Source organism: Arthrobacter sp. S41, assembly GCF_004320535.1.
Taxonomy (GTDB): domain Bacteria; phylum Actinomycetota; class Actinomycetes; order Actinomycetales; family Micrococcaceae; genus Glutamicibacter.
In genome coordinates, this window is record NZ_SIHY01000003.1 from 43,449 (window position 1) to 68,881 (window position 25,433).

Annotated in this window: 24 protein-coding genes and 1 tRNA gene; 9 read left to right on the forward strand and 16 right to left on the reverse strand. The window is 57.7% G+C overall.

The features are described from left to right. Nucleotides 1-14 precede the first annotated feature (14 nt). Entirely contained in the window at nt 15-1,925 is a 1,911-nt protein-coding gene (locus EYR88_RS14190; RefSeq protein ID WP_131090423.1) for an ExeM/NucH family extracellular endonuclease, read from the reverse strand. A 222-nt stretch (nt 1,926-2,147) separates the two neighbouring features. Between EYR88_RS14190 and EYR88_RS14195 the strand changes: the two genes are divergently transcribed. Genes EYR88_RS14195 through EYR88_RS14205 form a run of 3 tightly spaced genes read left to right on the forward strand, consistent with a single transcriptional unit; the run spans nt 2,148 to nt 5,922 of the window. Further along, nucleotides 2,148-2,984, forward strand: coding sequence for an ABC transporter ATP-binding protein (locus EYR88_RS14195; RefSeq protein WP_131090424.1), 837 nt, complete (start codon nt 2,148-2,150; stop codon nt 2,982-2,984). Further along, on the forward strand, nt 2,984-5,314 hold the full coding sequence (locus EYR88_RS14200; protein WP_131090425.1) for a YhgE/Pip domain-containing protein: 2,331 nt from the start codon (nt 2,984-2,986) through the stop codon (nt 5,312-5,314). Before EYR88_RS14195 ends, EYR88_RS14200 begins: the two co-directional genes overlap by 1 nt. Next, nucleotides 5,311-5,922, forward strand: coding sequence for a TetR/AcrR family transcriptional regulator (locus tag EYR88_RS14205; protein ID WP_131090426.1), 612 nt, complete (start codon nt 5,311-5,313; stop codon nt 5,920-5,922). The genes EYR88_RS14200 and EYR88_RS14205 overlap by 4 nt, the downstream gene beginning before the upstream one ends. On the opposite strand, the gene EYR88_RS14210 is transcribed toward EYR88_RS14205, so the two are convergent. The 4 genes from EYR88_RS14210 to EYR88_RS14225 form a co-directional block, all read right to left on the reverse strand. Continuing rightward, nucleotides 5,876-7,486, reverse strand: coding sequence for an ABC transporter ATP-binding protein (locus tag EYR88_RS14210; RefSeq protein ID WP_242632619.1), 1,611 nt, complete (start codon nt 7,484-7,486; stop codon nt 5,876-5,878). The two genes, EYR88_RS14205 and EYR88_RS14210, sit on opposite strands and share 47 nt — an antisense overlap. Before the next feature lie 18 nt (nt 7,487-7,504). Continuing rightward, the gene (locus tag EYR88_RS14215; RefSeq protein WP_131090428.1) at nt 7,505-8,632 is read right to left on the reverse strand and encodes a DUF1611 domain-containing protein; all 1,128 of its coding nucleotides are present in this window, start codon (nt 8,630-8,632) and stop codon (nt 7,505-7,507) included. A gap of 229 nt (nt 8,633-8,861) precedes the next feature. Beyond that, complete coding sequence (locus tag EYR88_RS14220; RefSeq protein ID WP_131090429.1) at nt 8,862-9,389, reverse strand: histidine phosphatase family protein; 528 nt, start codon at nt 9,387-9,389, stop codon at nt 8,862-8,864. A gap of 69 nt (nt 9,390-9,458) precedes the next feature. Then, a complete protein-coding gene (locus EYR88_RS14225; protein WP_131090430.1) occupies nt 9,459-10,244 on the reverse strand; it encodes a winged helix-turn-helix domain-containing protein in 786 nt (261 codons plus the stop codon). 616 nt (nt 10,245-10,860) lie between these two features. Here EYR88_RS14225 and EYR88_RS14230 point away from each other — a divergent pair. Both EYR88_RS14230 and EYR88_RS14235 read left to right on the forward strand, forming a co-directional pair. Next, nucleotides 10,861-11,601, forward strand: a complete 741-nt coding sequence (locus EYR88_RS14230; protein WP_131090431.1) for a response regulator transcription factor — start codon at nt 10,861-10,863, stop codon at nt 11,599-11,601. Continuing rightward, a complete protein-coding gene (locus EYR88_RS14235; RefSeq protein ID WP_131090432.1) occupies nt 11,598-13,112 on the forward strand; it encodes a HAMP domain-containing sensor histidine kinase in 1,515 nt (504 codons plus the stop codon). The genes EYR88_RS14230 and EYR88_RS14235 overlap by 4 nt, the downstream gene beginning before the upstream one ends. Nucleotides 13,113-13,146: 34 nt before the next feature. Here EYR88_RS14235 and upp read toward each other — a convergent pair whose 3' ends face one another. After that, complete coding sequence (gene upp / locus EYR88_RS14240) at nt 13,147-13,794, reverse strand: uracil phosphoribosyltransferase (protein ID WP_131090433.1); 648 nt, start codon at nt 13,792-13,794, stop codon at nt 13,147-13,149. A gap of 124 nt (nt 13,795-13,918) precedes the next feature. On the opposite strand from upp, the gene EYR88_RS14245 reads away from it, so the two are divergent. Both EYR88_RS14245 and EYR88_RS14250 read left to right on the forward strand, forming a co-directional pair. Continuing rightward, complete coding sequence (locus EYR88_RS14245) at nt 13,919-14,395, forward strand: nucleoside deaminase (protein WP_131090434.1); 477 nt, start codon at nt 13,919-13,921, stop codon at nt 14,393-14,395. Between the two features lie 94 nt (nt 14,396-14,489). Continuing rightward, nucleotides 14,490-14,580 (forward strand) — tRNA-Ser (locus EYR88_RS14250). 62 nt (nt 14,581-14,642) lie between these two features. On the opposite strand, the gene EYR88_RS14255 is transcribed toward EYR88_RS14250, so the two are convergent. The 9 genes from EYR88_RS14255 to modA form a co-directional block, all read right to left on the reverse strand. Continuing rightward, nucleotides 14,643-15,845 carry a glycerophosphodiester phosphodiesterase family protein gene (locus EYR88_RS14255; protein ID WP_131090435.1) on the reverse strand — a complete coding sequence of 401 codons (1,203 nt, stop codon included), beginning with the start codon at nt 15,843-15,845 and terminating at the stop codon, nt 14,643-14,645. A gap of 97 nt (nt 15,846-15,942) precedes the next feature. After that, the gene (locus EYR88_RS14260) at nt 15,943-16,485 is read right to left on the reverse strand and encodes a YaeQ family protein (protein WP_131090436.1); all 543 of its coding nucleotides are present in this window, start codon (nt 16,483-16,485) and stop codon (nt 15,943-15,945) included. Nucleotides 16,486-16,543: 58 nt separating this feature from the next. Next, nucleotides 16,544-17,998, reverse strand: a complete 1,455-nt coding sequence (locus EYR88_RS14265) for a hypothetical protein (protein ID WP_131090437.1) — start codon at nt 17,996-17,998, stop codon at nt 16,544-16,546. A 94-nt stretch (nt 17,999-18,092) separates the two neighbouring features. Continuing rightward, nucleotides 18,093-18,365 (reverse strand): DUF6457 domain-containing protein, encoded by a 273-nt coding sequence (locus EYR88_RS14270; protein WP_131090438.1) that lies wholly within the window; start codon nt 18,363-18,365, stop codon nt 18,093-18,095. A gap of 1 nt (nt 18,366) precedes the next feature. Continuing rightward, nucleotides 18,367-18,948: an NTP transferase domain-containing protein gene (locus tag EYR88_RS14275; protein ID WP_131090439.1), complete on the reverse strand. Its 582-nt coding sequence runs from the start codon at nt 18,946-18,948 to the stop codon at nt 18,367-18,369. Further along, complete coding sequence (gene glp / locus EYR88_RS14280; protein WP_131090440.1) at nt 18,945-20,198, reverse strand: gephyrin-like molybdotransferase Glp; 1,254 nt, start codon at nt 20,196-20,198, stop codon at nt 18,945-18,947. Before glp ends, EYR88_RS14275 begins: the two co-directional genes overlap by 4 nt. Next, nucleotides 20,195-20,935: an ATP-binding cassette domain-containing protein gene (locus tag EYR88_RS14285; RefSeq protein WP_131090441.1), complete on the reverse strand. Its 741-nt coding sequence runs from the start codon at nt 20,933-20,935 to the stop codon at nt 20,195-20,197. Before EYR88_RS14285 ends, glp begins: the two co-directional genes overlap by 4 nt. Then, a complete protein-coding gene (locus EYR88_RS14290; RefSeq protein WP_131090442.1) occupies nt 20,932-21,738 on the reverse strand; it encodes an ABC transporter permease in 807 nt (268 codons plus the stop codon). The genes EYR88_RS14285 and EYR88_RS14290 overlap by 4 nt, the downstream gene beginning before the upstream one ends. Continuing rightward, entirely contained in the window at nt 21,731-22,501 is a 771-nt protein-coding gene (modA, locus tag EYR88_RS14295) for a molybdate ABC transporter substrate-binding protein (RefSeq protein ID WP_131090443.1), read from the reverse strand. Before modA ends, EYR88_RS14290 begins: the two co-directional genes overlap by 8 nt. A 132-nt stretch (nt 22,502-22,633) precedes the next feature. Between modA and moaA the strand changes: the two genes are divergently transcribed. Continuing rightward, on the forward strand, nt 22,634-23,674 hold the full coding sequence (gene moaA, locus EYR88_RS14300) for a GTP 3',8-cyclase MoaA (protein ID WP_131090444.1): 1,041 nt from the start codon (nt 22,634-22,636) through the stop codon (nt 23,672-23,674). On the opposite strand, the gene EYR88_RS14305 is transcribed toward moaA, so the two are convergent. Beyond that, nucleotides 23,671-24,216, reverse strand: coding sequence for a DinB family protein (locus EYR88_RS14305; RefSeq protein ID WP_165477389.1), 546 nt, complete (start codon nt 24,214-24,216; stop codon nt 23,671-23,673). The two genes, moaA and EYR88_RS14305, sit on opposite strands and share 4 nt — an antisense overlap. Nucleotides 24,217-24,320: 104 nt before the next feature. On the opposite strand from EYR88_RS14305, the gene EYR88_RS14310 reads away from it, so the two are divergent. Next, entirely contained in the window at nt 24,321-25,265 is a 945-nt protein-coding gene (locus tag EYR88_RS14310) for a transcriptional regulator (protein WP_131090445.1), read from the forward strand. The last annotated feature ends 168 nt before the right edge of the window (nt 25,266-25,433 follow it).

Consider the following 25,433-nt stretch of genomic DNA (forward strand, 5'->3'; position numbering starts at 1 on the left):
GCTAGAAACTAGCCTTACTTGTTCAATTCAAGTCCCACCAACACCGGATCATGATCCGATGAGCGGTACTGATTTGCGGTGAACAAGTCGGTGATGTTGTAGTTGTGACGGCTGTACTCGTAGCCCACAGATTCGATGGCGTTGATGTTCCAGATGTCCTGACCGGTCACCTTGGAAGCCAATTCCGGAGAAGCCAAAATGTGGTCCAACGAACCACTCAATCCGTCATAAACATAGCTCTGCGAGTCAGCTGCAGCTCCCAAATCGGTGAAGCCAGCATCCTTGAGAACCCGGATTGGATCCTCAGCGGCATAGGAGTTGAAGTCTCCTGCAAGCAGCACCTTCTTGGTATTGCGGGAGATCTTAAGATCCTCGGTGAATTTCACCAAGGCCTTGGCCTGCTCAACACGGTCCGCGTTCCAGGCACCCTGGCCATTGCCAGAGTCCACGTTGCCCGAACCATCATTTGGTCCGGAGCCCTTGGACTTGAAGTGGTTTGCGACCACCACAAAGCGGGTGTTCTGATTTCCACCAACCTTTTGGAAGGCTTGGCCTAGCGGATCACGTGCATTATCAAACGCAGGATCCTGCAGGATCACAGATTCCTCGATTGGTTTCACTGCCTGAGCACGGTAAATAATCGCAGTGCGGATCACGTCCTCATCAGCTGGCACAGTTGCCGGGCTTGGAACAAAGTTCCATACCTTGCTACCAGCAGCCGCGTTCAACTGATCAACAAGATGAGCCAGAGACGCGTCACGATCTTCGCCGAAGCGCGCTGAGTTCTCAATTTCTTCCAGAACCACTACGTCCGCGGTGAACTTGCTCAACGCCGAAACAATCTTGGACTGCTGCCGGTTGAAGTTTTCCGCGTTGGCGGCGCCACGAGCATCACAGCCCTGACGAACGGTGAGCGTGTTGCCCTCACGGTCACGGTAGTAGGTGCACCCTTCGAGCTGGTCACCGGTAGTAGTGAAGTAGTTCAACACGTTAAAGCTACCGACGCTCACGTTCCCGCCGACCTCTTCGGGAGCTTCATTGTTGATCTGCTCGAAGTTCAGCGCGATATCAGCATCATTGGAACCAATCACTTGTCCCTGCGGCTGCAGCCGCCACAGGTCGTAGCGGTAATCCAGGATCATCGCCGAGGTGAACGTGGCTTTTGCGCCAACGGTCACGCGCTGCTTGGCATCGATGTATGGCAAAGCCACGGAGGTGTTTTTGGCGGTGCTGAAATTCAAGGTGGCACCATCATCAACCACAATGGCTCGCCGCTCATTTTCATCGGCCAAGGCTTTGGCGTCTGCGCTATTGGGAGCAAAAACATCGGTAGGCTGACGCAGTAGTTTTTCGCCGGGCAAGATTGAGCTGGTTCCTTGCGCAAGGCTCAGCTCACCGTACTGGTTCAGCGAGTAGTTATCCGAGACAGTAAAATCTCCCTGCGGATCCACGAGCATTGATTCGATCTGTTCACGTGCCGCGTCGCCATTAGGCAGTGGCACCGCCAACGGCTTCACGCTCTCGGCCGGTTCGCTCAACTGCGTGACTTCTTGGGCCTTGATCTGGGTCAGCCCGTAATATTCACTGACATTTCCGGCGACTTGAACATAGTCTCCAACTTGGACCGAAGAAACCTCATCAGGCCCATAGACAAAGATCGCTGGGCTACCTTCTGTGGGCAACTGGCCTCCGGTGCCGGGGGTCTGAACATAAAATCCGCGAATCCCGCCCTCGGCATAGGCACCGGTGACAACACCGCGCACTGTCGCGTCCTTGCCTACCATCGGCGAGTTAGCTCCAGTACCTTGCACCTGTTCGATGGGGGTAATTTCAACAGTGTCCGCTTGGGCGACCGAAACGCATGAGAGCGCTAGGGCACCTCCCAAGAACACTGCAGCAATGCGAGTTGTTGACCTCTTGCTCATGTTTTCCCTTAGCTGATGATGATCGTAGGCGGCGAGGTAATCGCAACCATGGCTATGGTCTCGAGGTAATCAAAGTTCGGTGAACCACCGGTGAACTTTGTCCTGCATTAGCGAGACCACCCCAAGAACCATCCAAAGGCATCAAGCGGTTTACGTCTAGAGGTGATTAAAAGAATATAGTCACTAATTGAACTGACCGGTCAGTTCAATTAGTCTGGTTTTGTGCTTATCGCAGATTCAGTCACCGTCAAAGGCCGCCATGAAGAACTAGTGCCGCCCACCTCTTTACGTGTGGACCGCGGTGAAGTTCTCTTAGTTGTTGCCGACCCGCAGATTTCGCGTACCGCGTTGGCCCTCGCGCTCAGCGGACGGATGCAGCCAACCACCGGAACGGTGGCCTGGGGACATTCAGACTCACTGAAAACCCTGCGACAGCACAGCGCATTGCTCGACTCCCCTGAAGTCAACGAGCCCGAAGCACACCTAAAGGTCCGTGACCTAGTCGGCGAAGACCTTGCATTGGTTCCCGGCCCCATTTGGCGCAAGCCTCGGCCCAAAAAGTGGATGGAAGAGCACGGTTTCAGCGATGTTGCCAGCGAATGGGCCGACGCAATCGACCCAGCACAACGCATGGAACTACAGCTACTTCTGGCTGCTGAGAACCCCAAGTTGGAACTGCTAGTTCTCGATGCACCAGACCGTCACGATATGCAAGACGAACTCTGGATGGATCTGCTGGCCGATTTTGCTTCCAGCTCACGCGAATTTGCTGTGGTGGCCATCGTGAGCAATGTTCCCTACGGCTGGGATGGCCCGGTGAGTTACCTCGGATCTCTCTCGGCGCAGCCCATTGAGCTGACCCTTCCGGCGGTCGAACCAATGCACGAAGAGTTCTCCGGCGAAGAATTTGTGCAAGAAGAACTGGACCTAGATCTTCCCGAACCCACAAACCAGGTACCGCTTGCTGATGAATCAGCCAGAGAAGCTCCTCTCGATGAGGATCCGGTCAGTGAAGACGAACCAATCGCCGCTGAGACCAGCGAAGCGAAGGAAAACTAATGACGACTTTGCAACTTGCGCTCTCTGAACTTAAGCGCATGACCCGTGGCACCCTGCCTAAACTGGCGCTGATCGCTTTGACCTGTGTCCCGTTGCTTTACGGTGCCCTATACCTCTACGCCAACTGGAATCCTCAGGGAAACTTGGACAAGGTTACCGCAGCTGTGGTCAACCTCGATGACGGCGCAAAAAAGGACGGCGAGTTCACCCGCGTTGGTGATAGCGTCGTCGACAACCTCGAAGAGGACGGCACCTTCAGCTGGGCCCACCTCGACTCCCGTAAAGACGCCGAGGACGCGGTGGCCAGCGGCGAATACGCCTTTGCACTCGTTCTGCCGGATAACTTCAGCGCTGCCCTCGTTTCCCCGGGCGACTTTAAGGACGCCGACCAGGCAGACCTTGAGCTGCTGACCAACGACGCCAATAACTTCATGGTTTCCAACTTCGCCCGCACGCTCGCCGGCGAAGTGCGCACCTCCGTCTCTGAAGAGGTGGGAACCGAAACTGCCTCAGCGATGATTGCCGGTTTTGTGGACATCCACGATTCCATGGGCGAAGCCGCCGACGGCGCCGAAAAACTCTACGACGGTACGATGAGCCTCGGCGACGGTGTTCTCACCCTGGCCGATGGCACCACCAAATTAGTTGACGGCAGCAGCGAACTGTCCGACGGCAGCGTTAAGCTCAAGGGCGGCACCGCCCAGCTCTCGGGCGGTCTACAGGAACTACTGGCCGGACAGAAAAAGCTGAGCAACGGCACCAACGATTTGGCCGACGGCACCAGTGAACTAGCCGCTGGTGCGGACAAGCTCAGCTCCGGACTAAACACCATGGAATCCAAAACCAAGGCGCTGCCAAGCTCGGTGGACCAGCTTAACGACGGTGCGCAGAGCGCCAAGAGCGCGGCCGATCAGCTCGCCACCGGCTCCCGTCAGGTCGCCGACGGCAACAAGCAACTGGCTACCACCGCCGATGATGCCATCTCGGTAATTGATCAGCTGCAAACGGACGCAGATAAAAAGCTGGACAACGTCAAAACCGACACTCAGGCACAGCTGGACAAGCTCGTCGCCGACGGCACCTTGACCGAAGAGCAAGCCACAACCGTTGAATCCACGGTCACCCAAAGTGTTGAGAATTCCACTGTGCCCAGCACCCTGGATTCCAAGGTGAACGAGGTCAACTCCGGACTGACCAGCATGCAACAGAAGCTGCATACACTCTCCGATGGCTCCGAGAAGGTAGCCGACGGCAACAAGCAGCTTGCCACCGGACTGGGTACTTTGGCTGCCGGTACCCAAAAACTGGACGCCGCAGTACCATCTCTGGTCGACGGTATTTCCACCGCCGCCGATGGTTCGGCCAAGCTGGCCACCGGCGCGCACAGTGCCAACGACGGAGCTCAGAAACTGGCCGACGGTCAAGCCTCCGCGCTAGAGGGCACCGCCAAGGCTGCCGACGGCGCCAAAACCCTTGATACCGGAGCCGCTTCCCTCGTTGACGGTACCGATCAACTGCACGGTGGGCTCGTGAAACTTTCTGACGGAGTTGGTGATCTGTCCAAGGGCGCTAACAAGCTTGAAGACGGTTCCTCCGATCTCGCCAGCGGTCTTGATGATGGTGTAAAGCAGGTACCCAACCCGGATCAAAAGACCAGCGATAAGCTCGCCGATGTCATCGGTTCGCCGGTAGCGCTTGATAACGTCAAACAGGCCGAGGCCCAGTCCTACGGTGCCGGTTTGGCCCCATTCTTCATGACCTTGGCAACCTACATGGGTGTTTTGGTCCTGACCCAGGTGATGCGCCCGATCACCAAGCGCGCGCTACTATCCAACGGTAGTAACTGGAAGATTTCGATCGGCGGCTGGCTTCCCTTTGCAGCCATTGCCGTGGTGCAGACCAGCATGCTCTACGCTGCGGTGCACTTCGGTCTGGGCCTGAACACGGCGCACCCATGGATGGCTTGGCTGCTACTGGTCCTCGCGGCCCTATGCTTCAGTGCCCTGATCCAAGGATTCTTCGCGTTGCTGGGCACCGCGGGTAAGTTCCTCGTATTGGTGCTCATGGTGCTGCAGCTGATCACCGCCGGTGGTACCTTCCCATGGCAGACCTTGCCAGAACCGTTGCAATTCCTGCACCAAATCTTGCCCATGGGCAACGTGGTACTGGGCTTGCGTCACCTGGTCTACGGTGCCGATCTGGGCGTGCTCTCGGGCATCATCGGATCCTTGCTCGCCTACACCGCCCTAGGATTACTGCTAAGCATGCTGGCCGTGCGCAAGAACAAAACTTGGACCTTGAAGACCCTGCAACCGGAGTTGAAAGATTGACAGCCATCCCAGCCCAGCGCCAACGGGTGCGCGCCACCAGTTCCAAGGAACGGCTTTTTGAAGCTGCCATGAAACTGCTGGGCACCCGTTCCCCCGACGCGGTGTCGGTCGATGAAATCGCTTCGGCAGCCGGAGTGTCTAAAGGAACCGTGTATTACAACTATGGCTCCAAGGACGAACTGGTCAGCCAGATCCTGAACTTTGGTGCGCAGAAACTCCTTGATGGGCTCAGTCAGGCAGCCGCCTGCGCTGATCCCTATCAAGCGTTCAAGAAAATGCTGGAATTCTCCATGGACTTCGTGGCCAGCTACCCGGCATTTGTTCAACTGTGGATGCAAGAGCAGCTCAGCGCCGACACCGCCAGCGACTTCCCAGCCACCTCGTTGCACTCTCAGGTCACCACCTTGCTCATCGAAGTCCTCGAGCGCTTGGTGAAACTGCCCAAAGCAGAAAAGCTGCCAGTAGCCACCACCATTTTTGGTGCGACACTTTTCAACGCACGCATGAGCACGACGCGCAGCGATGAACTGGGGCGCGATCAGATGGTGCGCTCAGTACTGCTCATCGTTGATGGCTTGCTGGCAACTGCGCCGCCTGCCAAGAACTAGTCGGATTAATTCCCGGCAAGTCTCCGGCATAAATCACCACGCCCGGATAGTTGTTGACCCGCTGCACCACGCCCGGGTATGCGCTATGCGGTAGACGGGTCAGCAACTCATCGATCACCAGCACCGGCGGTTCGCGCAATAAGGCACGAGCCACCAAAAGGGCTGCCTGCTGACTTCGCTCCAGTGGCTTTCCGCCACGACGAAGTCGGGTTTGATCCCGCTCTGGTAACTGCGTCAGGTCAAGCCCACACTCCTCCGCCAATTTCAGTGCTTTAGTTAGTGAGGCCCCGGGATGACGGTAACGCAAGGCCCGCGCCAGGGTGCCACGTTCGGGCACCATCGCTTCGAGGGCTGAGCCCACCAGTTTGCGTCGCTGGCTTGGGGGCAAATCTTCGCTGCGTCCTTCGGCAATCCACACTCCAGCATTCGGGTCGCCACACTGATCAAGGTTGCCGGTGGCAATTGATTCAAGTAACGCGGCCCGCTGCCAGTTGTTGCCCTGTAGCGCGATGCGTTCACCGGGCTGGACACGCAAAACTGGGTAAGGTGGCAGACCAAGGGCGTCAGTATGGTAAGGCAACTGAATCCGCACCACGGCGCGCTGCCCCAGCAGCTCCTTGGCATCACGAGTGCTCAACGATTGTTCATCAGCTTTTCGCCACTGTTCCTCCTGCTGTAGCAAGGGAGCAATGATGCGCCGGCCGGCCTTGTAGTTCTGCCGGTACTCCACCGCTTTGCCCCATTCCCCCAGCGCCCCGGCGCAGATCCCAATCAGGGTCAGCGCCGTGGCCACGGCAGAGCTTTCCAGCCCAAGCAACGACGCAGCACCGACCATCAAGGCAGTCCCCAGCAGCGGTACCGCCAGCGCACTTGCACGTAAGGCCCCAGCAAATCGGGCGCGCTGCACCGAGGAATCGATCACTTTCTGTGAAGAGTCCTGCACCCGACTGACCTCGCGGTCGATGCCTCCCCCAGCGCTAATGGCAGTCCGCGCAGCAACCGTGTCGGAAATTCGGGCTGCCAAATAACCACGGTTTTTCCGCAACCTCCGAGCACTGCCAAAAGTCCCCGGTGCCAAGGCCAGCAAAAAGACGACCTCCAACACCAGTGTCACCCCTAGGCTCCCGGCCAACAATGGGTGCAACATCCACAGCCCAACCCCGCTGAGAACCAGCAACGGCGCTCCTGCCACCAGCGGCACCATTCCCTGCACAATCCAGTTACGGATAGATGAGAGATCATTCGTGGATCGGGCGATGGTGATACCCGCCGAAGGCCCCCGTGCACTGCGCAAAGCGTGAGAGATCAACCCGCGGCGCAGCTGCGCCACATAGTGTTGGCCCAGCTTCTCGGCCAGTACCCGCTGCGCATATGTGGCGGCAAAAAATCCGAGGATCAACCCCACTACCGCCCCAAGCATTGTGCTGCTCACTGTGGTGGTGAGCTGTCCGATCAGCCAAGAAATGATGATGGATATCAGGCCGGCAATGATCCCCAGACTCAGCAGCCCGGCCAGCAGTATTCGGCGTTTCCCTGCGAGTAATGGCGGCAGCGCCACCTGCATTTTGCTCAACTTCGCCACCTAACGTGTAGGCAGCAAGCTGGTGGCTACCTCGGCTTGGCATAGATCGTAGGTGCCGATCACCGCGGTGGATAGCTGATTCTGCGCCTCTTGGGCGGCCAGCGGGGAGGCGGTCACCACTCCGGAGACGGCAGCAACATCAAGCCCGACCTCCAATAAGATGCGCTCTCCCGCTTGGGCTCCCAAGGCATCTTGGGCACTGAAAACTACCCTGTCGATATGCTCGGCGAAGATCGGATCGGCCAACAATCGCGAGGTCTCACCCTGGAAAAGCCCGTCAGCGATCTCGATGATGACCGCATCGGCACCGGTAGCGCTTTGCTCACGGATCATCGCCACCAGCAGCGAGCGAACCGTTTCGTAATCCAGTTTGTAGGTGGTTGGGAATCCAAAGTCGGTGAAGTCGCAGACGCTAAAGGCGCCTGCGTCGGTGAACAAATCAGGGTCATTGCCCGCGCCGGTTCCGGTAGCTTTACCGGCCGCGATGTTCAGCCCAGCGTCGACCAACCCGTTGACCAGGCACCCCAAAGTGGTGGATTTTCCGGAGTTCATCGACGTTCCCAGCACAGCGATGACCGGAGGTCGCTTGGCTCCAACCTGCGCGGCCTGTGCCGATTCATTATGGATATCCAGCGGAGCAAAGTCTCGCAGGTTCACTACCTGGCCGTGCCGCAACAACAGCCCCACCGGTTCAAGAGCTGTGGCCTTATCGATGGAGGCGTGCTGTTCGATCACTTCGCTGGCCACGCCCCCGCCGGCCACCAACTGGCACGGTCCAAGGTTGTTTGGAACATGAGCCAGGAACTGATCCGGTGCGTAGCGGTGCCCGTACGCCACCATGATTTCTTGACCGACAAACATGAGCTGTCGGCGCGAGGTCGGAGATTGCAAACGCAGGTGTTTGCCCAGCTCGGTGACCTTGGCGATCACCACGTCCCCGGCGCTGGGGACCATATTTGCACGGCGCACGATCTGGAAGTCTTGCGGGTTGCGTTGTAGCTGCGCGGCAACAAACCGCGTGGTGTAGGCAGCACGAATACGGCTCGCGCGCTGTGCGTCGATGGGCTGCTGTAGTTCATTGCGAGCTTCGGTGCTCTGCAGCGGAAGCGATTGTGCGATGGCGGCCATGATCCCATTTCCTTTTCACCCGAGTCCCGGTCCACGTTCAACGTGTTCCGGCATTGGCGCTTTCGCCAACAGTTCTCAGTGAATCGAGTAATGGTTAACCCAAGATGAACTCCCGCTGGTGGGTTCACCTACATCCGATGAGACGGCTTTCATCTGCCTCTCATAACCGCAGATCATCGGATAATTAGCCGGTGACTAGGCGATAAGAAAAAACTTGGTGAGAGTACTCTCATGCGGGTCGTGGTGCGAAGAAATGGGTAATATTTGCATCGCGAGAGTCCAACTGCGAGTACGAATGGCTGGTTTCAAGCACCGTTGTTCCCAGCGTTGGATAGTCCATGGCCAGCTCGTACACGGCCTCCTCGTCGGAGTCCACCGAGGCAAGTCGAAGGGCAAGGTCCTGAAGCACCGGCTGGTGGCCAATCACCAAGAGTGTGCTGACCGTATCGGGCACCTCATTGATAATGGAGCACAGCTTCGCAACACCGGCACCATAAATCCGCGAGTCCACGTAGGGCGTGGGCCCCTTTTCACCAAGCTCTGAGAGCACCCATGCACAGGTGGATCGAGCTCGCAGCGCATCGGAGCACAGGATATAGTCCGGCACCAGATTGTTCTCTACTAGCCAGGCACCGGCCGCTGGAGCTTCACGATGCCCGCGCGATGCCAGCGGTCGCTCATGATCGCTCACACCCAGCGGGTAGTCGGCTTTGGCGTGACGCATGAGGATGAGCTTGCGCGATTGCATGGTGTTCATCTTCCCAGCTTAAGACAGCAGCGGCGGGCAAACCGAATACGGTTTGCCCGCCGTTGCCAGGTGGTGCAATTAGATGGAGTATTCAGGCGCTGCCCAAACAACAACTTCTGGGTGCTCGTAGAAGCGGTAGCCCTGACCGCGCACGGTGCGCACGGTATTAGCTAGGCGACCTAGCTTGGAGCGCAGGCGACGGATGTGTACGTCGATGGTGCGTTCGTTGGGTACCTCTTCGGCATTGCGCCATAGGTTTTCCAGCAGTTCTTCGCGTCCCACAGTGCGGGTGCCGTTTTCAACCAGGAAGTTGAGCAGTTCAAATTCCTTGAAAGTCAGATTCAAGGTTTCGCCGTCTAGGTAGACTTCGCGACGCGAAAGGTCGATCAGTACACCCGATGGGCGTGGGGTGCTTGGACGAGCTTCGGCACGTGGACGGCGTGAGACGGTTGGGTCTCCCAGCGCCTGACGTACAACGTCAATTGGCTCACCCTGCGCGCTGGTTGGAGCCAGTGCCACGGCGGCGTGGGTCTGAGCCTGAGGAGAAAGGGTGGCGAGGAAGGCGCGAACCTGAGTTGCCAGCTTGCCCAGCGAAGTACCCTGCGCCTGAGCTGCCGCTTCATCAAGTCCTACGTACAGTACAAAGCCGCGAGCCGAAGTGTCGGCGGTGGCCTGACCGGTGGACTGCACGGCAGTGGTGGTCGGCTGATGGGATGGTTCACGAGTTTCTGGGGTGTTAGAAACTGCGCGCAGGGGACGATATCCCGCTGGTGCATAGTTGCCAGCAGCCTGACGCTGTGCAGCAGCTGCGCGGTTCTGCGCGTTGCGAATTGAAACGTGGACGTATCCGGATCCAGCCGACATAATGTTTTCCTCTTTTAGTGCGAAGGCCAAGTGGTCTGGCGCTCGTGCTTCGGGTTTTGCTTGCGCCGTTCATGGCCTTCGTCCACGTTCAGCAGTTGGGTTTCCCGTCAGCGACTTTCCGATTTCTATTTACGAACGAACCGTAAATTCATCTTTTAGCCGCCGACGCCGAGCATTCGATTACAAGTTGCATCGGCAAACCACGACTGTCCGTCGGGATGCTTTTTGCTGTTCTGCGCCGTACTCACACCTCTAGTTTCCTCGTAACATTGTCAACTTGCAAGTAACAAACTATGGCAATGTCCACATAGTGAGACAAATACGTTCAAAGGTGATACACACCACTTTAGACATTTCTTGACTATCTAAGCGCTTAACTACTCAATATGCTCAAGACTTTTACTTCGACCGAACATACTGACTACCCTATTCAGGGGCGTGAATATTCATTCACGACAACACGCAGTCCACACTTCAATCATTCGTCGATCACTACCCTTGACCAAATTAAGTACCTCCCGTTAGCAAAAATCCTGCATAAACTCGACATACAGTCATAGCTGGCGCACAGTAAAAACATATTCTTACCCCAAGGCAATAGGAGACGCTGTTAAACATGAATGATTCTCGGTTTTCACCTTCGCAGCTGCCCCGCCTCACCCACCCTGATGGCACTGCCATCAAAGTCCTTGTTGTAGACGATGAACCATCGCTGGCCGAACTGGTCTCCATGGGTACCCGCATGCTTGGTTGGGAAGCCACCATGGCTCACGACGGCCCAGAAGCCGTAGCCACCGCCCGCTCTCTGGCCCCCGACGTACTGGTTTTGGACTGGATGCTGCCAGGTTTTGACGGCCCAGAAGTACTTCGCAAGGTCCGCACCCATTTCCCTGAAATCCCCGTCCTGTTCCTCACAGCTAAGGATGCCGTCGAAGACCGCATCGAGGGCCTAGGCGCCGGAGCCGACGACTACGTCGCCAAGCCGTTCAGCCTCGAAGAAGTACTGATCCGACTGCACCGTTTGGTTGAGCGTTCGGGCGCCGCGGCAGCGGACTCCGCTGAACTAGTGGTCGGCGATCTGGTGCTGAACATGGACTCGCACGATGTCTCCCGCGCGGGACGCGAAATCTCCTTGACCGCCACCGAGTTTGATCTGCTCAGCTACCTGATGAGCAACGCCCGTCGCGTGGTTTCCAAGTCCCAGATCTTGGACAACGTCTGGCACTATGACTTTGACGGGCAGGCAAATATTGTCGAGCTCTACATCTCCTACCTGCGCAAGAAGATCGACGTTGACGCAGAGCCAATGATCCACACCGTACGTGGCGTGGGCTACGTCCTGAAGCCGGCGGCATGAGTCGTTTCTCCCCCAGCACCAACGTAGGTTCGCCACACTCCCTGCAGCGCAAACTGCTGCTGATCCTGCTCACTTCACTCACGGCTGTCTCGGTACTTTTGGGTGTGCTCTATAACGCCGGCATGCGCCAGACGTTGATGGACCAGCTCAATAGCCAACTGCGATTGACCACCGAGCGGGCGCTGAACTACTCCCAAGGCGCACCAGCGGTGAACTCACGTCTGGACGCTCCGGGACAGTCCGCCGGTACGCTGACCGCACGCTTTGTGGACAAGTACGTCTTCAACGGTGGTGTGCTCGACGAACGCACCGGTGAGTTGCAGCAGCTGAGCCAAGAAGACGCGATTCCGATGGTGGACCTAGAACTCAGCGATACCCACGGAGACGGAAAATTCCATCCCGTACGTGCCCACCTAACCGTTGGCGACTACTACCTGGTCGCGGTCAAAGACTCCGGGTCCAATGGGATCCTGATCGTCGGTCTGCCGTTGCACAGCACGGATATGGCGCTGCGTGGCATGGCTTGGCTGACCCTGTTTATTGCACTGATCTTGATTGCTGGTGCCGGACTGGCTGGCTCGTGGCTTATCTCCCGCTCACTGGCCTCGCTTAAACGTGTTGCTTCAGTCGCCGAGTCGGTGGCCGCCGAGGATCTAGATTCGGGCAAGGTGGCCTTGACCCAACGTGTACCGGTTGAGGATGCTGTGCCAGGAACCGAGGTGGGCAACGTTGGCAACGCACTGAACGCGATGATCAGCAACGTTTCCACGGCCCTGACCGCACGCGAAAAGTCTCAGGCCCAGATGCGACAGTTTGTTGCCGATGCCTCGCACGAGTTACGTACCCCGCTGTCCTCAATTCGCGGTTACACCGAGCTGCTATCCGCCACCGAGCATTTCTCCCCCGACGGACAACGCTCCGTTGACCGGGTGTTGCAGCAAAGCAGCCGAATGGGATCGCTGGTGGAGAATCTCTTGCTGTTGGCTCGTTTGGACGAAGAAAATTCGTTTAAGCGCAGCAACCTAGATTTGAGCACGCTGACCGCAGACATCACCGAAGATTTTAAACTGACCGCCAGCGATCACCAGTGGGAATTCGAATCCCTGGCCGAGCAGACCATCGTCTTTGCCGACTCCACGTCATTACGCCGCGTGATCACCAACCTCTTGGCCAATGCACGTAAACACACCTCGGCAGGCAATACCGTAACGGTGACGGTAGATCAGGATGACGAGACCGACGAGGCAGTGCTTGAGGTGCATGACACCGGTGAAGGTATTGCACCGGAGTTCTTGCCTCGGGTCTTTGAACGTTTCACCCGGGCAGACACCGCACGCTCGGGTTCGGACGGCACCACCGGTCTAGGTTTGCCGATTGCCAAGAGCATCGTCGAGGCGCACGGTGGCAGCATCTCGGTCACCTCTGAACCGGGCAATACCGTGTTCGAAGTACGACTGCCGCTAGCCGACGTCGACGAGTCGGACGAGCAAACACCACAGGCCACGGTCTAGTGACCGTGGCCTGTGGGCTACTGCTGAAAACTACTTAGACGATCGGTGGGGTGACACCGTACAGGCGGTCACCGGCATCACCAAGGCCAGGAATGATGTAGGACTTTTCGTTCAGCTTCTCGTCCAACGAAGCAAGCACAATGTGCACGCGGTTGTCGCCACCGTGGATTTCTTCCAAACGGGCCACGCCCTCAGGGGCAGCGATCAGGCAGATGCAAGTCACCGATTCGGCGCCACGATCGAAGATGAACTTGATCGCTTCAGCCAGGGTGCCGCCGGTAGCCAACATTGGATCCAGAACAAATACCTGACGGCCAGTCAGGTTGTTTGGAACGCGGTCAGCGTAGGTGATGATGTCCAGGGTTTCCTCGTTGCGAGCCATGCCTAAGAAGCCAACCTCTGCGGTTGGCACCAGACGAGTCATGCCTTCGAGCATGCCCAGACCGGCGCGCAAGATCGGAACAACCAATGGGGTCGGCTTGGCAATTGCAGTACCGATAGTGGTAGCAACTGGGGTTTCAACCTGAATGCTTTCGGTCGTCACCTCGCGGGTTGCCTCGTAGGCCAGCAGGGTGACCAGTTCGTCAGTGAGCTGACGGAAGATCGGAGATGGGGTGTTCTTATCTCGAAGAACTGAAACCTTGTGTGCCACCAGCGGGTGGTCGACTACCTGTACGCGCATAAGTAGAAATCTATCAGCACCGTCATAGTTGAATCGATAGAAATCCCCGATTTTCCGCACTTAAAGGATAATGATGTGCCCAAAGAAACAGGAATCACGCGCTAGCACGTAAAGTAAAAGCACTATGGTGCACGAATACGATGCTTGGATGGACCTTGCTCTGGGTGAGGCACGCGCCGCGCTAGCCACAGACGATGTCCCCATCGGCGCAGTGATCCTCTCCCCCGAAGGTCAAGTTCTGGCCACCGGACGCAACCAACGCGAAGCGGTCAAAGACCCCACGGCGCATGCCGAAGTGGTGGCCATTCGTGAAGCGGTCCGGGCCTTGGAAGAACGCGGCGACGACGATGGTTGGCGACTAACCGACTGCATCTTGGTGGTCACCCTAGAACCTTGTGCCATGTGTGCCGGAGCAATTGTCCTGGCTCGAATCCCCAAACTTGTTTTTGGCGCTTGGGATGAAAAGGCCGGCGCCTGCGGTTCGGTCTTCGACATCGTTCGCGAACCACGACTGAACCACTGGGTCGAAGTCTATTCACGAGTCAAAGAACAAGAATGTGCAGAGCTTCTGCGCGAATTCTTCCGGAGCAAACGAAGCTAAAACATCAGCCAGGTGTGTTTCGAGCCACTTCAGCGCGAATATCTGGCCTCCGTTTTTGTATTCACCTTTGGTTCGGTATAGAGTTATCAGGTCTGGTGACGTGTCCGAGCGGCCGAAGGTGCAACACTCGAAATGTTGTGTACGGTAACCCCGTACCGTGGGTTCAAATCCCACCGTCACCGCCAAGAAAACCCCGTAGATTCATTGAATCTACGGGGTTTTGCTTTGCCCAAAAAGCTATTGCAAGCTAGTTGGAGAACAAATCAGTGAGCTTGCCCTTGGCATCCCACAGAGCCAACGAGTCTCCCCCATTGTTCAGCACACCGGGACCATCAACGTAGAACGCTTCGTCACTGTTGGTACCTGGACCGGAGTACACGCGCAGCTTCTGCCCTGGCTCCAATACGTAGCCATCGCCAATCTGCAGCTTGTTGTTAGCCGCATCGCGGATCAGGTAGCCACTGACATCGACGGTCCGCTGACCGGTATTTTCCACTACAACGTACTCGCCGTTTTCAGGAGTCACGTCACTTCCTGGAGCATCGTTCAACGCATCAGAAATCAGCACACCGTTATTGGCTGGGAAAACTTTCTTGCCATTCAGGTGACGATCGATCTGTGCCGGGAAGTCACCGGTAATTCGCTCAACGCCCAGTTCCAAAGCGTCATCGACAACTTCCTCAGAGTCAACGGTGTACACACCCAAGCCCAGACCTGCGTCCTTAACTCGTTGCGCGCCAGCGGCGTCCAGAGTGCGGTAGCTGGTGCCGAAGGCATCAGCGTAAGTTGCGTAGTGCTCAAGTTCTTGTGCCGAAGGAACAGTTCCCGTCAGTTGCTGCAATGGCACCTGCGGAGCCAGCTGCGCAAAACGCTCGTTGGATGCCGCGTCAAAACCCAGTACCTCGATCTTGTTGGCAGCTAGCAGCGCCTTCCATTCGGTGTCTTTTGCCAGCGCATCGGCAACAACCTGCTCTACGCCTGGCGATGAGGCAGGATCTTTGATCTCGATGAAGACGCCGGTGCCGCCGGTCAGCACGCTAGGAACATCATCGAAGTGTGGAATCTTGGCCCCGACAAACTTGCCCGAGAAGTAGGATCCGGCATCCAGCTGCTGGAGCTCGTCCCAGGTGAACGAGGTGATGGGATCGTTGGCGCGATCCGGGAAAACCTCTTCGACATTTGTGGTGCGGGCTGGGGTTCCGTCGTGGAAGATGAACGGCACCCCATCTTTGGAAAGCTGAACATCAATTTCGACAAATTCAGCTCCGGACTGACTTCCTGCTTTCAGGGCTTCCAAGGTGTTTTCCGGTGCCACACCGGCAGCACCGCGGTGGCCGATTACCAGCGGCGAAGAATCTGAAGACTTGATTTCAGCGGCCATTGCTGGTGCGGACAGTGAGGCAACCAAGCAAAGCGTTGCAGTTCCCAAAGTAATGCTGCGCAGTTTCATGATGGACTTCCTTCGGTGTCATTGATGAACACCGGCCATACTTCCGCGCTCTGATGGCCTCCAATTCAAGAGCAGTTGAATCGGAGATTAATCTTTACTACTCGATGATGTGCTCGCTGATCTGGGTTTCCAGATTTGTTCCGTTCAGTTCGAAATAGATCTGGCCTTCAGTGACCGATACCGACATGGTGTTGCGACGGGTCAGGCAACGTACTGCCTCATCAACAAATTGGGGGTCAAAAGATCGGAACCGAATCTCAGAAGATTGGTGGATCGTCTTGCCTCGCCAAGATGCCAGTAACTTTGCTGGATCTCGGTGAGTGTAAATTGCGGTGCGGTCTGCTCGCTTGCTTCCAAGGTGCAAGCGCTGCGCATCTGGCGCGCCAACCTCGATCCAGGCGGTGATGAGTCCCGTGAGGTCTTTGACAAGAATTGCGGGTTCTTCACCAGTTGAAACGCCACCAGCAGAGAAAGTGATTCCTTCTTCGTACTCCAAGCAATAGGTGAGTACTCGGGTGATCATGTAAGCATCGGTCTCAGAGGGGTGCTGCGCGACGCGCAGTGAAAGATCCTCGTATACCCCGCGATCTACATCAGCAAGTTGAACGTCAAAAGTGTGCATAGTCGCGCCGATAGCCATAGTTGTCGAGTCTACCGTGGGCAGGGCATCACCAATGAACGCCTAGTGCGTGAAGATCTTAGGAGGCATCCGGGAACCGGATGATGAATTGACGACTATCACTCGGAATCGTTTCAACTTTCCGAGTTTCAATCACTTCGGTGAGTTTGCTTTCCAGTCTGGCCAACCCGATCAGTGGAGGTGCAGTAGATTCGTACTCGACTGCTCCTGGTGGACTGATCTTGATCTTGTGTGGAGTTTCCTGAATGACTTTTTCGGTCCATCCGGGAGCTTCCTTGGCTAGATTGCAGTAACCGCACTTCATGCAACCGTTGATGGAGCAGGTTTTTCCACCTTTGCAATGCTGCTCAACGTGATCTGCTTGTCTAGGCTTGTTGTTGCAATAGGGAGTCCGACAGTAAGGATCTCTGAGTTCCAGCAGCTTACGCAGTGAACCCTTGAAGAGGCGTTCCTTGGAGTCCATGGCGACCAAATCTTGACCTTTAGGCAAAACGTAGAGCCGCCGGATGGATGGAAATGCCCTGATCCGCCTGCGTAGCTGATCAAGTTCCGAAGTTGGAGTGTGGTCATCCAACTCGTTATAGCTATCAAAGAGTCGGGCCGCATATTTGGCCGGAACACTGCCGTATCCAGAAACTGACGCCGGATCTTTTCCGTCCATCAGCAAAGCCATATCCGTCATCACAAGATTGACGTGGAGCTTGATGGGCAGAGGCATGTCGGCGGGATGGCCGGCGAGCTTGGATACCAGAATGTCGACCTTCAGCTGTTTGATGGTGCGCGGATCTCCGCCTTTTTTAGCCTTCTGGGCTTCATGCTCAAGGGCATCTTCAATTGCTACACCGACCTCGATGGGCAACTTCACGTTCATGTTGATGCAGTCTTTGCCTTTGAAGAAGGCAACACCACGATGCTTCGCCTTGCGTTCAATTTCTTCATCGCGCTCTTCCCCGCGGATCTGATCCACGGTCTTTTGCGCAATGTCATGGGCCTCATGAGTAGAAGCTGAATCAAACATTGAAGGATTGTCGGCAAAAAACCGGTCAAACTCCTGTCGCTCTGACCGGCTGACGTCTTCTAGCGGGCTCAAGATTGACATGATCAGCTTCTCGCCAAAGTCTCCAAGCTGATACCGGGAAAACAGGTAGGGCATGTCCGAGATCAAAAAGCGCATGCGACGAACGTAAGCCAGGGAGGCATGAGGTGAGCGCTTGCGTGCCAAGGCTATCTGGCTTGCTGTTCCGCGCTGTTTTGCCGTGGCCGGTTTGCCCGGCGATGTCTCGTTGCCTTCATCCATATGGGCTGCAAGACGAGCCTGAACCGAACCGAGGAATGAAATTTGAGATTCAACTTTCTCAAGAGCGATCACCGAAAAAGTTGGGTCATCGTTGCGCAGAGCCATGTTGACTAACGACAGCTCTTCTGGCGTGAGACATGGTGTTCTACCGAAGCTGGATCCCTCAGGAATTCCGTCTTCGACATTAGTGCTGAACACTTCTTTGTCTTCGAACATATATTCATTATATGCCGAAAATAACCGGGATTACAGGCTTTTCCACAACAAGAAATCAGAACTTTGAAGCGAAAAATTCGAACACTGGTTCGTATTAGGCGTCATCTTCCGGATGCTCGTCGGACCATTGGTGGGCACGAGAAACCAACTGCTGGGCAAGGCCGGAAAGATCGCCCTTACTGCTGCCCAAGGCAACACCGAGCAAGAAGGTACTCAACGGAGCCGCCGGGCGGGCAACCTCGTGGGCAACGTGCTTGGCAACATCCAAGACCGTGGCAATGTCAACGCCGGTGGCGTCGAGTCCCAACTCTTTGGTCGCAGCTTCTAACCATTCGTTGAGCGCTTCGGGAGGCAGGTGTACAGCCATGTCATTCCTTTGTGTTGCGGCGGGCGCGTTCCAGCGCCTGCGGGGTATCGATGTCATCGGTGGTTTCATCATCCACCGGTAGTTCAGCCAAATCTAGTGCGCCGAGCGCTTTGCGCACCGGGGCATTAACCAACTGCCCGGCCAGTTTTTCGCAAGCTTCAGCGACGGCGGCGGTGCGATAGTACCCGGCGAGCCACTGCACGTAGCCTTGAGCATCACGAAGCACCAGCCCATCGGCGGCGCACTGATCCACGTGGTCGCTCAGGGCAGAAATGACCGCATCGGGATGCTGCAGGTCGCAGGCCAGGATCATGCACCACCCGCTACTCACCTCAGGGATTCCGGCGGCGATGGCCGCTAAGGGGCCAGCAAAGGGCGGGTCTTCGCGCAACACCACGTCGGCTAAGGCGCCGGTGACCTGATCGCCGATCACCACCACGCGGCCGACTGTGGCACGACGGGCGGCAAGAATGACCCGATCCACCAAGCGCTGGGAGTGAACAAGCAGTTCGGGCTTATTCGCTCCGCCCAGCCGGGTGCCGCGCCCGCCGGCCAGCACAAGCACGTCAAAGTCGTCCGTCATAGCCCGGTCCGCAGTACATCAACGGTATCGCCCGGGTGGATCTCTTCAACGCCGGCCGGAATCAGCGCGTATCCCTGGGCGGAGCCGAACCCACCGACCGAGTGGGAGATGCGACCGGCCGCAACCGCCGGGGCGCAGCGCAGCTGCTCGCCATGCTCAAAGACGATGGGCAAAACCTGCAAGCGGTTGCCGGCGGCCCTCCACCCAAGTGCGGCGACTGCCTTGAGCCGGGGACGCTGCAATACGCTGTGGCCTTGCATGGCACGCAGGGCAGGGCGGACAAAAAGTTCGAAGCTGACCGCTGCGCTCACCGGGTTGCCGGGCAGCGCGAACATCATCGCGCCTTTAGCCAAACGTCCGGCACACTGCGGCTGGCCTGGGCGTACGCGCACGCGGGTGGCGTACACGCCGGGCTCGTCGGCCAACACCTTGCGCATCACGTCATAGTCGCCGGGGCCGACCCCTCCGGTGCTCAGGATCGCGTCGTGGGTGGGCGCCAGCTCATTAAGCTTCGCGCGCACGGTCTGCGGGTCATCAACACAGTGCACGATCGTGGCCGCAGTAATGCCAGACTCGGCGAGCAACCCGGCAATCAGCAGCGAATTGGTTTCCGGGATCTGTCCGCGGGACAGTGTTTGGCCCGGCGGGCGTAGCTCGGCGCCGGTGACCAACACGGCCACCTTGGGCATGGTGCGCACCAACAGTTCGCTCGCCCCTGCGGCGGCCAAGGCCGAAAGTCGGGCTGCGCCGAGCTCATCTCCGGCGCGGGCGATCAGCTCGCCGGTGCTGCGGTCTTCACCTCGTTGACGCACATCTTTGCCTTTAGGCACCGGCACGTTGATCCGCACGCTGGACACATCCCAGCCGGCCACCGCGGCACTGGTGTCCTCGATGCGCGCCACCGCGTCGGCAGCCGTGGGCAAGGGAGCGCCGGTCATGATCTTCACACACTGACCGGGCAACAGCTGCGGGTCCCAGCTGCTTCCGGCGGGAACTTCGCCGATGACTTGTAGGGTGGCCGGGCTGCCTGAAGTAAGAATCGCGGTGTCGGCGCTACGCACCGCAAAGCCATCCATCGCCGAGTTATCCCACAGGGGCAGCGGGTGGCTGGCCAATACGTCGCTGGCCAGAACCGCGCCGTGCAGTACCGGGCCCACCGGCAGGGTTTGTGGTGCCAATGGCTGAACCAGGCTTAACAGCCGGGCGCTGTGTTCGGCCACGCTGATAGCTTCTTCGGGCTGGCGTTTCATCGCTGTTCTCCTGGTGGGTTGGCGGGAAGGGTGGCCACCACCGCGCGCATAAACCGGTTGACCGGGTTGGCAAAAACTTCAGACACACTTCCCGAGTCAATGATCTGGCCGCGTTCCATAACCAGAAGTTGATCGGCCAGCGCCAAGGTGTCGGCGGCCGAATGCGAGATGACAATGGCGCTGGTATTTGTGCGCGTGAGCTCTTCGCGCACCAGTGCGCGCATATCCATGGCGGCCTCAACATCCAGTGAGGCAAAGGGTTCATCGATCAGTAACAGCTTGGGCCGGGCGGCCAACGCTCGGGCCAGGGCGATGCGTTGGCGTTGCCCGCCGGAGAGGGCAGTCGGGCGCGCAGCAGCTAGTTCTTCTAGTCCCAGCCGAGCCAGCCATTCGTGGGCGCTAGCCAGCGCCGCAGTTTTACCCAACCCCGAGGCGTGGGCCCCAAAGGCAATATTTTTGACCGCGTCCAGATGCGGGAACAGGTGCGGGGCTTGACCCAGCAGCCCCACCCCGCGCAGGTGCGGGGCTAGGTGCCGGCGCGCATCGGCCAAAATGGTGCCATCAAGTTCGATCCGCCCGCCCGCAATTTTCTCGGTTCCGGCGATGGCGTTCACGATGGTGGACTTGCCAGCCCCGCTGGGCCCCATGATCGCCAGCGTACTGCCCGAACGCACCTGGAATTTTGCCTGAACGTCAAAGCCGGCGCGTGGCACCTGCAGATCAACAAGCAGTCTCATTTGATGGCCCCCGGACGCCAAGCGCGAACACACAACAGCACCAGCACCGCGGTTCCCAGCAACAACAGGGACAGCGCCACGGCGGTATCCCGTCCGGCGCCGGCCCCATTAAACGCGGTGTAGATCGCCAGCGGCATGGTCTGGGTGATCCCGGGAGCATTGCCGGCAAACAGCGCGGTGGCCCCAAATTCGCCGATGGCCCGCGCGAAGCACAGGATCACCCCGGCCACCAGCCCGGGGGCGGCCAGCGGCAGGGTGATACGGGTGAGCACCATCCAGCGCCCGGCGCCCAGAGTTGCAGCGGCCTGTTCGTACCCGGTGCCCACCGAGCGCAGCGACCCCTCCACCGAGAGCACCAGGAAGGGCAGCGCCACAAAGCTTTGCGCGATCACCACGGCAGCGGTGGAAAAGGGCAGGGTGATCCCCCAGAGTGAATCGATCAGTTGCCCGATCGGGCTGGTGCGACCAAAAAGGAAAAGCAGCGCCACCCCACCGACCATCGGTGGCAGCACCAAGGGTACGGCGATTAGTGCACGTAGTAGTTGCGCGATCTTCGGGCTGCTGCGGGCGATCACCAGGGCCAGCGGCACCCCGAGCACAACGCACAACGCGGTGGCCGCCACCCCGGTGCGCACCGAAAGCCAGAGGGCCGACAGGGCTTGTTCGCTGGTGGCATCGGCAAGCAGGGTGGACCAGCTGGCCCGACCCAGCAAGGCCAACAGCGGCAAGATCAGTAGGGCTACCCCCAGCACCGCCGGGGCGAGGGTGAAAGCCGGGACGCGCAGCCCAGTGTCGCTAGCCATTGCCCTGCGCAGCCCCACTACCAAATCCGTAGTCGGTCAGGATCTGCTGGCCGCGCTCGCCGGTGACAAAGTCGAGGAACTCTTGGGCGGCCGGATTATCGTCCAGGGTGGCGATCGGGTAACTGTTGACCACTTCATCGGCCCGTTCGGGCACGATAGCGGCCAGATCGGGTTCATCCTCCACGTCGGTGGCGTACACCAGCCCTGCGTCAGCTTCGCCGGCAGCTACCTTCTGCACCACCGCGGTGACATTTTGTTCTTCGCTGACCGGCTTAACCTTCACCCCGGCCTTTGTCAGCAACTGCTGTGAGGCGTTACCGCACGGCACCTGCGAGGCGCACAGTACGGTGCTGGCTCCGGCCAAATCGGACAGCGACTTGATGTTGGCGGGGTTATCTTTTGGCACCGCGATCACCAGGGTATTGCTGGCAAAAATCACTGGTTCGTGGCCAAATCCTGCTTCGGTTACCTCGTCCATATTACGTTCGTCAGCGGAAGCAAACACGTCTACGTCCGCACCTTCAACAATTTGTGTGGCCAAAGTTGAGGAGCCGTCATAGTTGATGCCGTTGATCTTTACTTCGGGATGTTCGCTGCGAAATTCTTCGGCGATTTCATCGAAGGCACCGTGCAGTGATGCTGCTGCAGAGATGGTGATGCTTTGCTGATCAGCTGGTTTATCACTGCTGCAACCGGAGAGGACCAGGGCGGCAGCGGTGCCTGCCAGCACACATCGGGCAGCCAGCGGCCAGGTTACACGCATGAATTCTCCAGTACTTAAGCTTTGTGCCCATGCTACAACCGCGGTCCGTTCAAATACGTTATTTTACGTGTTGATTTGCTGTTTTACCCGCCGATCTTCCACCGTTAGTCCGCGGCAGTTACGCTGGTAGTTATGACAGTTTTACCGGCAGGGGATATCACCGACGCCCGTGGGCGGCCCCTGCATGATTTGCGCATCTCGGTGACCGACCGCTGCAATTTCCGTTGTGTGTACTGCATGCCCAAGGAAATTTTCGGTCGCGACTTCGCCTTCCGCGAGCGGTCGGAATTACTCAGCTTTGAAGAGATTGAACGCTTGGCACGCGTGAGCGTAACCCTTGGCGTCACCAAGCTTCGGCTGACCGGTGGCGAACCCTTGTTGCGCCGTGGCATCACCGAGCTGGTCTCGATGCTCGCAAAGTTACGCACCCCTGAAGGTGCACCAGTGGATTTGGCGATGACCACTAATGGTTCGGCGCTGCCCAAGATGGCGCAGTCGCTGAAAGATGCCGGACTGAACCGTGTGACCATCTCGCTGGATTCACTTGATGATGCCAAATTTAAAGCCATCAACGACGTGAACTTCCCTGTCGCCCGTGTGCTGGAAGCAATCGAGGTGGCCCGCCAGGTTGGTTTAGGTCCGGTGAAAATTAATACGGTCGTCAAACGCGGGGTCAACGACGATGAAATCCTGACCCTAGCTGAGCATTTCCGTGGCACCGGGGCCATCCTGCGCTTCATTGAGTATATGGATGTGGGCACCACCAACGGCTGGAAGGTTGATGAGGTTCTTCCCTCAGCTGAGGTGGTCTCAATGATCAACGAGCGCTGGGCGCTGGAACCGGTGACCAAAACCGAACCGGGAGAAACCGCCAACCGCTGGCGCTACGCCGATGGTGCCGGTGAAATAGGCGTGATCTCCAGTGTGACCAATGCGTTCTGTGGCAACTGCTCACGCTCACGAGTTTCCGCCGAGGGACAGCTCTACACCTGCTTGTTTGCTGGTTCCGGCTATGACCTGCGCAAGCTGATGAGGGAAGGGATCAGCGACGAGGACTTGGCTAAAGCACTTACCGGCCACTGGCGTAAGCGCGATGATAATTATTCTGAGTTGCGTGCTGCACTGGCCCCGGGAAACCGCAAGCGCATCGAGATGTCCTACATAGGGGGCTAGCCCATCGATTTCTGCCCGTCCAGCGATTCACGAATGATGTCCGCATGTCCCGAATGCTGGGTAGTTTCGGCGATGATGTGCAACAGCGTTCGGCGAACCGACCACTGGGAGTCAACAAACCACGGAGCGGCAGGCAACTCGTGCACGGTGTCTAGATCTATCTGGGCAAGCAGCGCGTCGGTCCGAGAAGCAATCTGCGCATAGTTCTCCAGAAGCGCTTCCAAGGTTTCGCCGGGTTGCATACGGAATTCGTTGAGGAACATTTCAAGCGCTTCGGGAGGCATATCGCTGAAGTCTGCGCCATCCCAAGCCATCGCAGCCCGGCCTTTGACCATGAATTCTTGCCACTGCCCTTCCACGGCACTGACATGTTTGATCAAACCACCAAGGGTCAATTCACTGACGGTAGTGCGCTGTGCAGCCTGCTCGTCGCTCAAACCCTGCACAGTGAAACGCAGGAAATGCCGTGCGTTAGCCAGTGCCTGGAATAGGTCGGCGCGTTCGCCATTCAGGGTGGTGTTGGTAATGGCCATGGTGCTCATGATTGCCTCCTGGCATAAGCTGCAGCCGGTATTTCCAGCTGGTAATAACCACAGTAGAAGTGAAAAGTGCCAGTTCCTGTCCTAAATCAAGGCAGACTTATTCCATGAGTACCAGCACCAGATTTTTTCGTTTGCTCTCACTGCTGCAGACCCATCGTTATTGGTCCGGAGACGAGCTAGCCGAACGCCTAGACGTCAGCCTGCGCACCGTTCGCCGAGACATCGACCGACTGCGCGATCTGGGGTATCCGGTGCAGGCCGATCGTGGCGTGGGCGGTGGCTATCAGTTGGCTTCCGGCACCGCCATGCCTCCCCTAGTACTCGATGATGAGGAAGCCGTAGCACTGGTGGTCTCCCTGCAGTCCAGCGTGCACGGCGGATCTTCCACACTGGCCGAGGCGGCCTTGCGGGCGATGGGAAAAATTGTGCCCGTGCTTCCAGCCAGGTTACGCAAGCGCGCGCAGGCACTGACTGCGAGCACCGTGCCACTGAATTCGCAGTACTCCGCACCGGATCCGGTAAATCCTGAAGTACTGGTGGCTTTTGCCCAGGCTTGCCGCGACCATGAACGAATCGCTTTTGATTACAAAGATGCCAAAGGAGCAAAGAGTTCACGCAGGGTAGAGCCGGCCCAACTGGTGAACGTGGGCAACCGCTACTATCTGGTGGCCTTTGATCTGGACCGCGATGATTGGCGCAGTTTCCGCGTAGACCGCGCACAGAACGCTTCACCCAGAGCCTTGCGCTTTGCGCCCCGCGCGGTGCCAGGTGGTGATGCGGCAGGGTTTGTCCGTGCAGGCTTGCGCGGGACTGGACCGCAAGATGTCAGCGCACGCATCCATGCCAGCGCTAAAAAGTTGGAGCCACTGATCGGCCGCTGGTTCCAGATTGAAGCAATCGATGCCAACAACTGTTTGGTGCGAACCGAGAATATGAATCTGAACTGGGCCGCATTTGGACTCGCCATGAGCCAGGCCAAAGTCAGCGACATCCAGCCAGCAGAACTGCGCACGCTCCTCGATTCGTGGACGGAGAATCTCAGCTCCTGATTGCGAAAGTTGTGAGATGCAACAAAAACAGCCTTGAGAAGTGCTCGCGAGGCAATCCCGGGGAGTATAGTCGCTGGCGTGCTGATCACATTCAAATCATTCAGATTAAAGCTCTCACTAGAGAATACTTAAAGATTTAACCATCAGCACGGCCATATGTATCATCAC